Origin of the sequence: Pseudomonas sp. IzPS59 (assembly GCF_014863505.1) — a bacterium.
Taxonomy (GTDB): domain Bacteria; phylum Pseudomonadota; class Gammaproteobacteria; order Pseudomonadales; family Pseudomonadaceae; genus Aquipseudomonas; species Aquipseudomonas kribbensis.
The window spans coordinates 5,759,881-5,772,833 of record NZ_CP062251.1 but is presented as its reverse complement, the minus strand read 5'-3'; the positions used below and the strand labels follow the sequence as shown (position 1 = coordinate 5,772,833).

The 12,953-nt window shown below is 61.3% G+C and carries 10 protein-coding genes; all 10 read left to right on the top strand.

The window, feature by feature from the left end; translation table 11 throughout:
- Positions 1-68: 68 nt before the first annotated feature.
- The 10 genes from bioB (at position 69) to IF189_RS25935 (ending at position 12,820) form a co-directional block, all read left to right on the top strand.
- Complete coding sequence (gene bioB / locus IF189_RS25980; RefSeq protein WP_085731680.1) at positions 69-1,124, top strand: biotin synthase BioB; 1,056 nt, start codon at positions 69-71, stop codon at positions 1,122-1,124.
- A 67-nt stretch (positions 1,125-1,191) separates the two neighbouring features.
- On the top strand, positions 1,192-2,370 hold the full coding sequence (bioF, locus tag IF189_RS25975; RefSeq protein WP_134828320.1) for an 8-amino-7-oxononanoate synthase: 1,179 nt from the start codon (positions 1,192-1,194) through the stop codon (positions 2,368-2,370).
- Complete coding sequence (locus IF189_RS25970) at positions 2,363-3,094, top strand: alpha/beta fold hydrolase (protein WP_134828319.1); 732 nt, start codon at positions 2,363-2,365, stop codon at positions 3,092-3,094. The genes bioF and IF189_RS25970 overlap by 8 nt, the downstream gene beginning before the upstream one ends.
- Positions 3,087-3,899, top strand: coding sequence for a malonyl-ACP O-methyltransferase BioC (gene bioC, locus IF189_RS25965; protein WP_134828318.1), 813 nt, complete (start codon positions 3,087-3,089; stop codon positions 3,897-3,899). The genes IF189_RS25970 and bioC overlap by 8 nt, the downstream gene beginning before the upstream one ends.
- Positions 3,896-4,576, top strand: a complete 681-nt coding sequence (bioD, locus tag IF189_RS25960) for a dethiobiotin synthase (protein ID WP_192552457.1) — start codon at positions 3,896-3,898, stop codon at positions 4,574-4,576. The genes bioC and bioD overlap by 4 nt, the downstream gene beginning before the upstream one ends.
- A gap of 106 nt (positions 4,577-4,682) precedes the next feature.
- Complete coding sequence (locus IF189_RS25955) at positions 4,683-4,979, top strand: pyrroloquinoline quinone biosynthesis protein PqqE (protein ID WP_085709192.1); 297 nt, start codon at positions 4,683-4,685, stop codon at positions 4,977-4,979.
- 275 nt (positions 4,980-5,254) lie between these two features.
- A complete protein-coding gene (locus IF189_RS25950) occupies positions 5,255-7,060 on the top strand; it encodes a phenylacyl-CoA dehydrogenase (protein WP_085709193.1) in 1,806 nt (601 codons plus the stop codon).
- A gap of 262 nt (positions 7,061-7,322) precedes the next feature.
- Positions 7,323-9,437 carry a cytochrome-c peroxidase gene (locus IF189_RS25945; protein ID WP_192552456.1) on the top strand — a complete coding sequence of 705 codons (2,115 nt, stop codon included), beginning with the start codon at positions 7,323-7,325 and terminating at the stop codon, positions 9,435-9,437.
- A 207-nt stretch (positions 9,438-9,644) separates the two neighbouring features.
- Positions 9,645-10,934: a GGDEF domain-containing protein gene (locus tag IF189_RS25940; RefSeq protein ID WP_134828314.1), complete on the top strand. Its 1,290-nt coding sequence runs from the start codon at positions 9,645-9,647 to the stop codon at positions 10,932-10,934.
- An 89-nt stretch (positions 10,935-11,023) separates the two neighbouring features.
- Positions 11,024-12,820: an acyl-CoA dehydrogenase C-terminal domain-containing protein gene (locus IF189_RS25935; RefSeq protein WP_134828313.1), complete on the top strand. Its 1,797-nt coding sequence runs from the start codon at positions 11,024-11,026 to the stop codon at positions 12,818-12,820.
- Positions 12,821-12,953 lie beyond the last annotated feature (133 nt).

Sequence of the window (12,953 nt, the reverse complement as noted above, 5' to 3'; positions counted from 1 at the left end):
CATCCGTGTCGTGCCTGTGGGTATTCCGTTTCCCCAGGCGCAAGCCAAGCATAACCAAGGAATCGCCCATGAGCGCCAGCACCACTGCCACCCTGCGTCACGACTGGTCTTTGGCCGAAGTCAAAGCACTCTTCGTTCAGCCTTTCAACGACTTGCTGTTCCAGGCGCAGACGGTGCACCGCGCGCATTTCGACGCCAACCGCGTCCAGGTTTCCACCCTGCTGTCGATCAAGACCGGCGCCTGCCCGGAAGATTGCAAATATTGTCCGCAGTCCGGTCACTACAACACCGGCCTGGAAAAAGAAAAGCTGATGGAAGTGCAGAAAGTCCTCGAAGAGGCTGCCCGCGCCAAGGCCATCGGCTCGACCCGTTTCTGCATGGGCGCGGCGTGGAAGCATCCGTCGGCCAAGGACATGCCGTACGTGTTGAAAATGGTCGAAGGCGTGAAAGCCATGGGGCTGGAAACCTGCATGACCCTCGGTCGTCTCGATCAGGATCAGACCGAAGCGCTGGCCAAGGCCGGCCTCGACTACTACAACCACAACCTCGACACCTCGCCGGAGTTCTACGGCAGCATCATCACCACCCGCACCTACAGCGAGCGTCTGCAGACCCTGGCCTACGTGCGCGATGCCGGCATGAAAATCTGCTCCGGCGGCATCCTCGGCATGGGCGAGTCCCTCGATGACCGCGCCAACCTGCTGATCCAGCTGGCCAACCTGCCGGAGCATCCGGAGTCGGTGCCGATCAACATGCTGGTGAAAGTCGCCGGCACCCCGCTGGAAAACGCCGATGACGTCGATCCGTTCGACTTCATCCGCATGCTCGCCGTGGCGCGGATCCTGATGCCGCAATCCCACGTGCGCCTGTCCGCAGGCCGCGAAGCAATGAACGAGCAGATGCAGGCCCTGGCGTTCTTCGCCGGCGCCAACTCGATTTTCTACGGCGACAAACTGCTGACCACCGCCAACCCGCAGGCCGACAAGGACATGCAGCTGTTTGCGCGTCTGGGCATTCAGCCGGAAGCCCGCGAAGAACATGCCGACGAAGTGCATCAGGCCGCCATCGAGCAGGCGCTGGTGGAGCAGAAGAGCAGCGAGCAGTTCTACAACGCGGCAGTCTGATCGCCCGTTCTTTCAGGTGCTGCCTCGGGCAGCGCCTGCTGATTCATTTGCCACCCGTGAGGCTTGCATGTCTTTCGAACTCGCCGCACGCCTTGCTGCCCGTCGTGCCGAAAATCTCTATCGCCAGCGACCGCTGCTCGAAAGCCCACAAGGGCCGCAAGTGGTGGTCGACGGTCAGCCGCTGCTGGCGTTCTGCAACAACGATTACCTGGGCCTGGCCAATCACCCGCAAGTGATCGAAGCCTGGCGTGCCGGTGCTTCGAAGTGGGGCGTTGGCGGCGGTGCTTCGCATCTGGTGATCGGCCACAGCGGCCCGCATCATGAGTTGGAGGAAGCCCTGGCCGACCTTACCGGACGGCCACGTGCGCTGTTGTTCACCACCGGCTACATGGCCAACCTCGGCGCGGTCACGGCGCTGGTCGGGCAGGGCGATACGGTGCTGGAAGACCGGCTCAATCATGCGTCGTTGCTGGATGCCGGATTGTTGTCCGGCGCGCGCTTCAATCGTTATCTGCACAACGACGCCGACAGTCTCGCCAAGCGTCTGGAGAAAGCCACCGGCAATACGCTGGTGGTCACCGACGGCGTGTTCAGCATGGACGGTGATCTTGCCGACCTGCCGGCGCTGGCCCGGGAAGCCAAGGCCAAAGGCGCGTGGCTGATGGTCGATGACGCCCACGGTTTCGGTCCGCTGGGCGCGAACGGCGGCGGGATCGTCGAACATTTCGGTCTGAGCCAGGAGGACGTGCCGGTGCTGGTCGGCACGCTCGGCAAAGCGTTCGGCACGGCGGGCGCGTTTGTCGCCGGCAGTGAAGAGTTGATCGAAAGCCTGATCCAGTTCGCCCGCCCGTACATCTACACCACCAGCCAGCCGCCGGCGCTGGCCTGCGCGACCCTTAAAAGCCTGGAGCTGCTACGCCGCGAGCACTGGCGCCGCGAGCATCTGCAGACGTTGATCCGCCAGTTCCGCCACGGTGCCGAACAGATCGGACTGGAACTGATGGACAGCTTCACGCCAATCCAGCCGATCATGATTGGCGATGCCGGCCGCGCCGTGCGTTTGTCGCAGATGCTGCGCGAGCGTGGGCTGATGGTCACTGCGATCCGACCGCCGACCGTGCCTGCCGGCAGTGCGCGGCTGCGGGTCACCCTGACCGCCGCCCACAGTGAGGCGCAGGTGCAACTATTGTTAGAAGGACTGGCCGATTGCTTTGCCCAACTCAAGTCGGAGCCAAGCCATGCGTGATCGACTGATTCTGCTCCCGGGCTGGGGCCTGGGGGTTTCCCCGCTGGAACCGTTGGCGGCTGCGCTGCGCGGACTCGACGAACATCTGACGGTGGAAATCGAGCCGTTGCCGGAGCTGGAATCCAGTGATCCTGCAGACTGGCTCGACGAACTCGATGAGCGCATTCCCCAGGATGTCTGGCTCGGTGGCTGGTCGCTGGGCGGCATGCTGGCTTCTGAGCTGGCGGCGCGGCGTGGCGAACATTGCTGCGGCTTGCTGACGCTGGCGAGCAATCCTTCTTTTGTTGCCCATGAGCAATGGCCGAGCGCGATGCCGGCGGAAACCTTCGATGCATTTCTGGCCGGTTGCAGTGCTGACCCGCGCCAGACCCTCAAACGTTTTTCTCTGCTGTGTGCTCAAGGTGCGCAAGACCCGCGCGGCGTGTCGCGGCTGTTGCTCGGCGGCGCGCCGAACACTTCACCGGCGGCGCTGATGGCGGGTCTGGAGTTGTTGGCGCAGATCGATACGCGCAATGCCTTGCAGGTGTTTCGAGGTCCGCAATTGCATTTGTTTGCCGGGCTGGACGGGCTGGTGCCGGCGGAGGCTGCGGGCGAGTTGTTCGCGTTGCTGGCGGATGTCGAGGTCGGGCTGATCGAGCAGGCCAGCCATGCGTTTCTTCTGGAAGACCCCCACGGTGTGGCCGGTGCGATCCAGGCGTTTTTAAGTGAGTGTGGTGATGACTGATTTGTCTCTCGCTGCGCTGCCCGGCGGCTTGCCTGACAAGCGCCAGGTCGCGGCTTCCTTTTCCCGTGCAGCGGCCAGCTACGACAGCGTCGCCGAGTTGCAGCGTGATGTTGGTACGCAGTTGCTGAATCGCTTGCCGGAGGATTTTCTGCCGTCGCGCTGGCTGGATCTCGGCTGCGGCACCGGTTATTTCACCCGGGCGCTGGCCGAACGTTTTGCGGGTAACGAAGGGCTGGCGCTGGACATTGCCGAAGGCATGCTCAATCACGCCCGGCCGCTGGGTGGGGCCGCACACTTTATCGCCGGCGATGCTGAGCGCTTGCCGTTGCAGGATTCGACCTGCGATCTGATTTTCTCCAGCCTCGCCGTGCAGTGGTGTGCGGACTTCGAATCGGTGCTCGGCGAAGCCTTCCGGGTGCTCAAACCAGGCGGGATTTTCGCGTTTGCTAGTCTTTGTGTAGGGACGCTGTATGAATTGCGCGACAGCTGGCGTCAGGTCGATGGCCTGGTGCACGTCAACCGTTTCCGCGAGTTCGCCCGGTACGAGCAATTGTGCGCGGCCAGTGGTTTGCGCACGGTCAGTCTGGAGAATCGGCCGCACGTGCTGCACTACCCGGATGTGCGCAGCCTGACTCATGAACTCAAGGCCCTGGGCGCGCATAACCTGAACCCTGGCCGGCCGGGGGGGCTGACCGGGCGGGCGCGGATTCTGGGGCTGGTCGAGGCTTACGAGCAGTTTCGTCAGCAACAAGGCTTGCCGGCGACTTATCAGGTGGTCTACGCCGTGTTGGAGAAACCCTTATGAGCGCAGCCTATTTCATCACCGGAACCGACACTGACGTCGGCAAGACGACTGTCGCCGCCGGGTTGCTGCATGCCGCCAGATCGGCAGGGTTGAGTACGGCGGCGGGCAAACCGGTAGCGTCCGGTTGTGTCGTGACACCCAAAGGCCTGCGCAACTCCGATGCTCTGGCATTGCAGGCCGAGTGCTCTTTGCCGCTGACTTATCAACAGGTCAATCCGGTGGCGTTCGAGCCGGCCATCGCGCCGCATCTGGCGGCACGAGAGGCCGGTGTGGCGCTGACCGTGCAATCGCTGCTGGGGCCGATGCGCGAGATTCTGGCCATGAACGCCGACTTCACGTTGATTGAAGGCGCGGGTGGCTGGCGGGTGCCGTTGGCGGATCAGGATAATCTTTCGGATCTGGCGATTGCGCTGAAGTTGCCGGTGATTCTGGTGGTCGGTGTGCGTCTGGGTTGCATCAGCCATGCGCTGTTGACGGCCGAGGCCATTGCCCGGGACGGGCTGCAGCTGGCGGGATGGGTGGCGAACATCATTGATCCGAAGACGTCGCGGCTGGAGGAAAACCTCGCGACACTTGCCGAGCGGATTCCGGCGCCGTGCCTGGGGCGGGTGCCGAAACTCAAGGCCGTCAGCGCCGACGCGGTCGCCGAGCATTTGCAGCTGGATCTGCTCGACTGATTTTGGCTATGACAAGGCACTGTGCCATTAGTGTTTTTGACGGGTGTTTTTCTGACGCCTCTGGTTCAATGGCACCCATTGATCCTTCCCAAGGATGAGAGCTCCCATGGAAATCTCCGGAAACACAGCTTTTTATGCCGGTCTGAGCACCATTCAGACCGGGCAGAACCGCGTCGATCAGGCCGCCAGCCAGATCGCCAACAACACCATCGAGCGCTCGGTCACCAGCCAGTCTTCCGAGGCCCAGATCGATCGACTGCGCGGTATCGATCGCAGCCAGCAAATGGATCCGGGCAGCGCCATGGCCGAGATGGCCCAGGGCAAGTTTCAAGTGGAACTGGGCACGAAAGTCGCCAAGGCATCCGATGAAATGCTCGGTACGATCATCGATACGTTCGCCTGATTTTCTGATCTACGCTTTGCCAGACGCCGCGACTGTTCGCGGCGTTTTTCGTTGTAAGTCCTTCTCCCTCAACTAATCTTTTTTCATTGCACATGGCTCGTCCGGGCGCATGTCGCAGTGCTGTGTCCGGCGTTCGGAAAATGTGATGACGAATGGCAAAAGAACGACGCTTGACAAGATTTCGGCGTAAACGTATGTTTCAAACAACTGTTTGACCGTCACAACAAATCAATGCGGTCGTTCATTCCCGGTTACATCAGCAGAGGTTTATCGCTATGCCTGACTACAAGGCCCCCTTGCGTGATATTCGCTTCGTTCGTGACGAACTGCTTGGCTACGAAGCGCACTATCAGAGCCTTCCAGCGTGCGCAGAGGCAACGCCGGACATGGTTGACGCCATTCTCGAAGAGGGCGCCAAGTTTTGTGAGCAGGTGCTGGCACCGCTGAACCGCGTGGGCGACATCGAAGGTTGCACCTGGAGCGAGTCCGGCGTGAAAACCCCGACCGGCTTCAAAGAGGCCTACAAGCAATTCGTGGAAGGCGGCTGGCCAAGCCTGGCCCATGACGTCGAGCACGGCGGTCAGGGTCTGCCAGAGTCGCTGGGTCTGGCTGTAAGCGAAATGGTCGGCGAAGCCAACTGGTCGTGGGGCATGTACCCGGGCCTGTCGCACGGTGCGATGAACACCATTTCCGAGCACGGCACCCCAGAGCAGCAGGAAGCCTATCTGACCAAGCTGGTTTCCGGTGAATGGACCGGCACCATGTGCCTGACCGAGCCGCACTGCGGCACCGACCTGGGCATGCTGCGCACCAAGGCCGAACCTCAGGCCGACGGTTCCTACAAAGTCTCCGGTACCAAGATCTTCATCTCGGCCGGTGAACACGACATGGCCGACAACATCGTCCACATCGTACTGGCCCGCCTGCCGGATGCACCGGCCGGCACCAAAGGCATTTCCCTGTTCATCGTTCCGAAGTTCCTGCCGAATGCCGATGGCACCGTTGGCGCCCGCAACGCTGTGAGCTGCGGTTCGCTTGAACACAAGATGGGCATCCACGGCAACGCCACTTGCGTGATGAACTTCGACGGCGCGACCGGTTTCCTGATCGGTCCGGCGAACAAAGGCCTGAACTGCATGTTCACCTTCATGAACACCGCACGTCTGGGCACCGCGCTGCAAGGTCTGGCCCACGCCGAAATCGGCTTCCAGGGTGGCCTGAAATACGCTCGCGACCGTCTGCAAATGCGCTCCCTGACTGGCCCGAAAGCGCCGGACAAAGCCGCTGACCCGATCATCGTGCACCCAGATGTACGCCGCATGCTGTTGACCATGAAGGCATTCGCCGAAGGCAACCGTGCGATGGTGTACTTCACCGCCAAACAGGTCGACATCGTCAAATACGGCGTGGACGAAGAAGAGAAGAAGAAAGCCGACGCTCTGCTGGCCTTCATGACTCCGATCGCCAAAGCCTTCATGACCGAAGTCGGTTTCGAATCCGCCAACCACGGCGTTCAGATCTACGGCGGCCACGGCTTCATCGCCGAGTGGGGCATGGAGCAGAACGTTCGCGACAGCCGCATCTCGATGCTGTACGAAGGCACCACCGGTATCCAGGCACTCGACCTGCTGGGCCGTAAAGTGCTGATGACTCAAGGCGAGGCCCTGAAAGGCTTCACCAAGATCGTCCACAAGTTCTGCCAGAACAACGAAGGCAACGAAGCCGTCAAGGAGTTCGTCGCCCCGTTGGCTGCACTGAACAAAGAGTGGGGCGAGCTGACCATGAAGGTCGGTATGGCTGCCATGAAAGATCGCGAAGAAGTCGGCGCGGCCTCCGTGGACTACCTGATGTACTCCGGTTACGCCTGCCTGGCCTACTTCTGGGCTGACATGGCGCGTCTGGCTGCTGAAAAGCTGGCTGCCGGCACTACCGATGAGGCGTTCTACACCGCCAAGCTGCAAACCGCGCGCTTCTACTTCCAGCGCATCCTGCCGCGTACCCGTACGCACGTGGCAACCATGCTGTCGGGTGCCAACAACCTGATGGACATGAAGGAAGAGAACTTCTCGCTGGGCTACTAAGCCTTAACGCGGTCGTTCCAGAAACCGCTGCCCCTTCGGGGGCAGCGGTTTTTTTTGTGCCCGGATTTCCCCAATCCCGGGGCTGATTCCCCAGCGTTGATGACGGCTTTGCTCAGCCGATCCCCTGTGCTTATTGATTCAAGATGTTTCCAGAGGAGTGGCCAATTAATTGCACTGCCCGAATTACCGGTGCTAACGAGAACTGCCTGCTCAAAGAAGCATGACGCCCCGGCACTTAACAACAACAGTCAGGGTGAAGCCTATGAACATCAGTCGACTCGCTCGTTTGACCTTCTGGTTACCCATCGCGCTGTCAGTCCACAGCGCATGGGCCGCCGACCCCGCCGAAGTCGATCCTCCCGTGCCGGAGGTTCCGTCGCTGCAGTCGTTGCGCGGGATGGTGCCGCCCGATCCGTCCGGGACCGAAGGCGGACGCAAGGTCGACTTGATGACCGACTACGTGCTCAACCGCTCTGCCGCAATCCTGTTGGGCAAGGCGTTGTTCTGGGACATGGAGATCGGCAGCGACGGCGCGACTGCATGCGCCTCCTGCCACTACCATGCCGGTGTCGATCACCGCATCACCAACCAGCTCAACCCCGGCCAGGCCAACACCAACGCCAACGTCGCGTCGATTTTCAACAAGCCGTTTGCGGCCTCCGACATTCCAGGTGACGTGGCGACCTACTCAACGTTGTCCGGCGGCAAGGGCGGGCCGAACTACACGCTGAAGAAAACCGACTTTCCGACTCATGTGCTGAGCAATCCGCTGGAGCGCAACTCACCGATCGTTTTCTCGACTGACGATGTGGTCGGTTCACAGGGCGTGTTCGATGCCAACTTCGTCAAACCCAACCAGCCGCGATTCGACAAATGCACCCAGCAGCCGGACGGCCTGTTTCAGGTCGGCGGCATCAACGTACGGCGCAGCACCGGTCGCAACGCGCCGTCGGTGATCAACGCCGCGTTCAACGTGCGCAACTTCTGGGACGGCCGGGCCAACAACGTGTTCAACGGGTTTTCGCCGTTCGGCAATCGCGACCCGGATGCGGGGATCTACGTGACCAGCGAACGCAGCATGGTCGCGACCAAAGTAAGGCTGGCGCTCAACGATGCTTCCGCCGCCTCGCAAGCTGTCGGCCCGCCCGGTAGCCCGGTGGAAATGTCCTGCGGTGGCCGTACCTTTGCCGACATCGGTCGCCGGATGCTCGACACGCTGATGCTCAAGCAGCAACGGATTTCGTCCAGCGATTCAGTGCTTGGCCCAGTGTCCGGTGCGCGGCGTCCGACTTATCGCGAACTGATCAAGAATGCCTTCCAGCCCCGGCTGTGGAACGCCACGCAAAACGTGTTGGTGGGCGGCGCGCCGTACACCCAGATGGAAGCCAATTTCCCGCTGTTCTTCGGCCTGGCGATCCAGATGTACGAAGCCACGCTGATCTCCGATCAGGCACCGATCGATGCCTACCTGCAAGGCGACCACACCGCCATGACCGCGCAACAGGTCGAGGGCATGAACCTGTTCCTCGGCAAGGGCAAATGCGTCAATTGCCATGGCGGGCCGGAGCTGACCAACGCGGCCAGCCGCTTGCTGATGCACCCGCGTGAGCGCATCGAACGGATGGTGATGGCCGACAACCTGACCACGCTCTATGACAACGGCTTCTACAACACTGGTGTCCGCCCGACCTCGGAAGATCTGGCCCTCGGCGGTGCGGATGCCTGGGGCAATCCGTGGTCGTTCACCCGTCAGTACAACACGGTGTTGCAGGGCGGAAAATCCGTCGATCCGCTGGATGTCGACGTGTGCACCTTCGAAGCACCGCTGAGTGCGGCGATTCCGTGCGATGCCACGCTCAAGCCGAATGTCGGGTTCCGCGATTCGGTGGATGGCGCGTTCAAGACCCCGACCCTGCGTAACATTGCCTTGACCGGCCCGTACTTCCACAACGGCAGTCGCGCCACGCTCAAGCAGGTCATGGAGTTCTACAACCGTGGCGGCGACCGGCGCGGCGAGGATGCCAACAACACCAGCGGTTTCGAGCACCCGGCGGTGAATCAGCACAACACCTCCAACCTCGACCCGGACATGACGGCGCTGAACCTGACGCCCGACGAAATCGACGCCTTGGTGAAATTCATGGAAGTCGGCCTGACCGATCCACGTGTAGCCTGGGAACGGGCGCCATTCGATCATCCGTCGCTGGTGATTGCGCAGGGCCATGTCGGTGATGAAAGTGCCGTGACCCAGCGCCCGGCCAGTCCGAAAGTCACGACCCGCCAGGCAACGGATGCAGTGCTCAATCTCAAGCCTTATGGCGCTGAAGGCCGTCCGGCGGCGGAGGGGCCGTTGCAGCCGTTCTACAACGATCTTTGAGGGAAATGACCGTCATGGCCATCACGCATGGTGGCCATGACGAAAGTTTCATGCCCGCCAAGGAAAAAACCTTGATTGGAGGCTCAGAAACCAGGGGATCCGGCCGTTAAAGAGACAACCTGTGATCTGGATCACATTGTGTGTGCTTAACTGGCCACATTGCAGGCACAATGCCATCTCTTTGCCAAGACGGTCGGAGCTTTACCCTTGCCGCGTTCTTCCGCTGTACGTTTCAGTCATTTCATACCTTCACTGCTGTTGTTGCTTGCGGGGTTGGCGGCTGCGTACGTCAAAGACCTCAACGTGTTCTTCACCTCGCTGTTCAACGTGCTGCCAACCCTGGTGCTGTTGCTGGGCGGGTCGTATTGCGCGGTTTACCGACGCCAGCGCGAACTGTTTCTGATGGTCACGGTGTACATCGCCTACTTTTTGCTCGACACCCAGACCGACTATTACCGTGACAACGGCAAGGTGCGCGAAGACGCGGCCGTGGTGTTCCATCTGGTCTGCCTGCTGCTGCCCTTGTTGTTCGGGCTGTTCGCCGCGTGGCAGGAACGCACGCACCTGTTTCAGGACATGGTGGCGCGCTTCGCGGTATTGCTGGCCTTCGGCAGCGTAGCGCTGGGTCTGGAACAAAGTTATCCCCAGGCGTTGCTGATGTGGCTCTCGGAGATTCGCTGGCCGGCCTTGCACGGCGCGTGGATGAGCCTGATCCAGATGTCCTATCCGGTGTTCCTCTCGGCGTTCCTGTTGCTGGCCTGGCAGTACTGGCGCAATCCGCGTCCGCTGCACGCGGCGCAACTGGTGGGGTTGCTCGGGGTGTTCTGGATGCTGCCGAAAACCTTCATCCTGCCGTTCACCCTGAACATCATGTGCAGCCAGGTGATGCTGATGATTGCGGCGGCCGTAGCGCATGAGGCCTATCAAATGGCCTTCCGCGACGAGCTCACCGGTCTGCCGGGTCGTCGCGCACTCAACGAACGGATGCAGCGTCTGGGTCGCAACTATGTGCTGGCGATGAGCGACGTCGATCACTTCAAGAAATTCAACGACACCCATGGTCACGATGTGGGTGACCAGGTGTTGCGACTGGTGGCCAGCAAGCTGTCCAAAATCAGCGGTGGCGGCAGGGCGTATCGCTACGGTGGCGAGGAATTCGCCCTGGTGTTTGCAGGCAAGACCCTTGAAGAGTGCATGCCGCACCTGGAAGTCATCCGTGAGTCGATCGCGTCCTACAACATCCAGCTGCGCAATCAGGAAAACCGCCCGCAGGACGATCAGCAGGGGCGTCAGCGACGGGGCGGCTCCGGTGCGTCCAGCGTATCGGTCACGGTCAGTATCGGTGTCGCCGAACGGATCGAGCAGCGCACCCCGGAAGACGTGCTCAAGTCCGCCGACCAGGCGCTCTACGCCGCCAAGGGCGCGGGGCGAAACTGCGTGATGGCGTTCGGGCAGAACCGCCGTGGCGCAGTGCGCATGGACAGCGCCGCAGGTTGAGTGATGACGGCGCATTCAGCGTCTGGACAGTGATTGTGGGGCAGGGTGGCCGGCAGTAGGTTGAAACGATCTGCTGACGGAGAAGCACCATGCCCGAGTACAAAGCTCCCCTGCGCGACATGCGCTTTCTGATCGACCACGTCTTCGACTTTCACACCCAGTACGCGGCCCTCGGCGCCCACGACGCCAGCCCGGACATGGTCAACGCGATCCTCGACGAGGGCGCGAAGTTCTGTGAGAACGTTCTGGCACCGCTCAATCGCAGCGGTGACGAAGAAGGCTGCCATTTCGACAACGGTGTGGTGACCACGCCTGCAGGCTTCAAGCAAGCCTTCGCACAATACGTGGAAGGCGGCTGGCACGGTCTGGCGGCGGATCCGGCCTACGGCGGCCAGGGCCTGCCGAGTTCGCTGGGGCTGGTGATCAGCGAAATGGTTGCGTCCAGCAACACCTCCTGGGGCATGTACCCGGGCCTGACCCACGGTGCCATGTCGGCGATCCACGCCCACGGCACCGAGGAGCAGAAAAACACCTATCTGCGCAAACTCACTGCGGGTCAGTGGACCGGCACCATGTGCCTGACCGAAGCCCACTGCGGCACCGACCTGGGCATCATCAAGACCCGCGCTGTGCCCCGGGCCGACGGCAGCTATGCGATCACCGGCAGCAAGATTTTCATCTCTGCCGGCGAGCACGACATGAGCGACAACATCATTCATCTGGTGTTGGCCAAACTGCCGGACGCACCGGCCGGGACCAAGGGGATTTCGCTGTTTATCGTGCCGAAATTCCTGCCGGATGCAGCCGGTGAGGCGGGGGCGCGCAACGGCGTTTCCTGCGGTTCGATCGAACACAAGATGGGCATCAAGGCCTCGGCCACCTGCGTGCTGAATTTCGATGACGCCAAAGGTTTCCTGATCGGCGAGCCGAACAAAGGCCTGAACTGTATGTTCACCATGATGAACCACGCGCGCCTCGGCACCGGGATGCAAGGGCTGTGTCTGGGCGAGGCGAGTTTCCAGGGCGCAATCAAATACGCCAACGATCGCCTGCAGATGCGTGCCTTGACCGGCGCCAAAGCTCCGGACAAACCGGCGGATCCGATCATCGTCCACCCGGACGTGCGGCGCATGCTGCTGACCATGAAAGCCTTCAACGAAGGCAACCGCGCGCTGACCTATTTCACTGCGCAGATGCTCGATGTCGCGCACCTGAGCCCGGACGCCGACGCGCGTCAGGAGGCCGAAGACCTGTTGGCGTTTCTGACCCCGATCTGCAAGGCGTTCATGACCGACACCGGGCTGGAGGTGACCAACCACGGCATGCAGGTGTTCGGTGGCCACGGTTTCATCCGTGAGTGGGGCATGGAGCAACTGGTTCGCGACTGCCGGATTGCACCGATCTACGAGGGCACCAACGGCATTCAGGCGCTGGATCTGCTGGGGCGCAAAGTCCTTGGCAGCCAGGGCAAGCTGCTGCGCAACTTCACCAAAATCGTCCACAAATTCTGTGCAGCGAATGCCGGGCATGCGCAATTGGGCGGGTTTGTGGCGCAGCTCGATAGCCTCAATCAGCAGTGGGGCGAACTGACCATGCAGGTCGGCATGGCGGCGATGAAGAACCCGGATGAAGTCGGCGCCGCGTCGGTGGATTACCTGATGTACAGCGGTTACATCGTCCTCGGCTATTTGTGGCTGCGGATGGCGCTGGTCGCCCAGGCACAGCTGGAGTCGGGCGAGGGTGATGGCGATTTTTGCCAGGGCAAACTGGCGACTTGCGAGTTTTACTTCAAGCGGCTGTTGCCACGTACTGCGGCGCATCGTGCGGCGATCGAGGCGGGCAGCGAATGCCTGATGAAATTGCCGGCGCAGTTGTTCTCGCTGTAACACGCCACTGTTAAACAAAAGAGCCCGCTGATTGCGGGCTTCTTTTTGAGTACAAGGTGGTGACTAAAAATAACAAAACAGTCATGGCCTGACCCTATGTGTCGCAAAAGTTGTTGGGTTACACTCCAGCTCA

Excerpts from the sequence above, each read along its gene's own strand:
- bioB (WP_085731680.1), top strand. The coding sequence starts at position 69 with ATGAGCGCCAGCACCACTGCCACCCTGCGTCACGACTGGTCTTTGGCC.
- bioF (WP_134828320.1), top strand. The coding sequence starts at position 1,192 with ATGTCTTTCGAACTCGCCGCACGCCTTGCTGCCCGTCGTGCCGAAAAT.
- IF189_RS25970 (WP_134828319.1), top strand. The coding sequence starts at position 2,363 with ATGCGTGATCGACTGATTCTGCTCCCGGGCTGGGGCCTGGGGGTTTCC.
- bioC (WP_134828318.1), top strand. The coding sequence starts at position 3,087 with ATGACTGATTTGTCTCTCGCTGCGCTGCCCGGCGGCTTGCCTGACAAG.
- bioD (WP_192552457.1), top strand. The coding sequence starts at position 3,896 with ATGAGCGCAGCCTATTTCATCACCGGAACCGACACTGACGTCGGCAAG.
- IF189_RS25955 (WP_085709192.1), top strand. The coding sequence starts at position 4,683 with ATGGAAATCTCCGGAAACACAGCTTTTTATGCCGGTCTGAGCACCATT.
- IF189_RS25950 (WP_085709193.1), top strand. The coding sequence starts at position 5,255 with ATGCCTGACTACAAGGCCCCCTTGCGTGATATTCGCTTCGTTCGTGAC.
- IF189_RS25945 (WP_192552456.1), top strand. The coding sequence starts at position 7,323 with ATGAACATCAGTCGACTCGCTCGTTTGACCTTCTGGTTACCCATCGCG.
- IF189_RS25935 (WP_134828313.1), top strand. The coding sequence starts at position 11,024 with ATGCCCGAGTACAAAGCTCCCCTGCGCGACATGCGCTTTCTGATCGAC.